We start from the raw sequence: 260 nt of genomic DNA, 5'->3' as shown, positions 1-260 counted from the left end.
AGATTAAATGACTGGACATAATTTTGTGGAAATTATTGAAAGTGTAAGGCACTTATCTATTTGAACAAATTTTGTTATATTAAGATAAATGAAATGGTTTTCACATAGGTGTCTAAAAAGGGGATTGAGGATGAAAGGATTTGTTCAAAGGTTATATACATTTAGTAAATTGATTTTGCATCTGATGATTTTTAATATAAACACGGTCTTTCATATAAGTAATAAATATTATATGGATGCAATGGTGTAGGAGTATGAAG

The sequence above is a fragment of the Neobacillus drentensis genome (assembly GCF_036965645.1).
In the GTDB taxonomy this organism is placed as follows: domain Bacteria; phylum Bacillota; class Bacilli; order Bacillales; family Cytobacillaceae; genus Neobacillus; species Neobacillus drentensis_D.
This window is presented reverse-complemented; position numbering follows the sequence as displayed.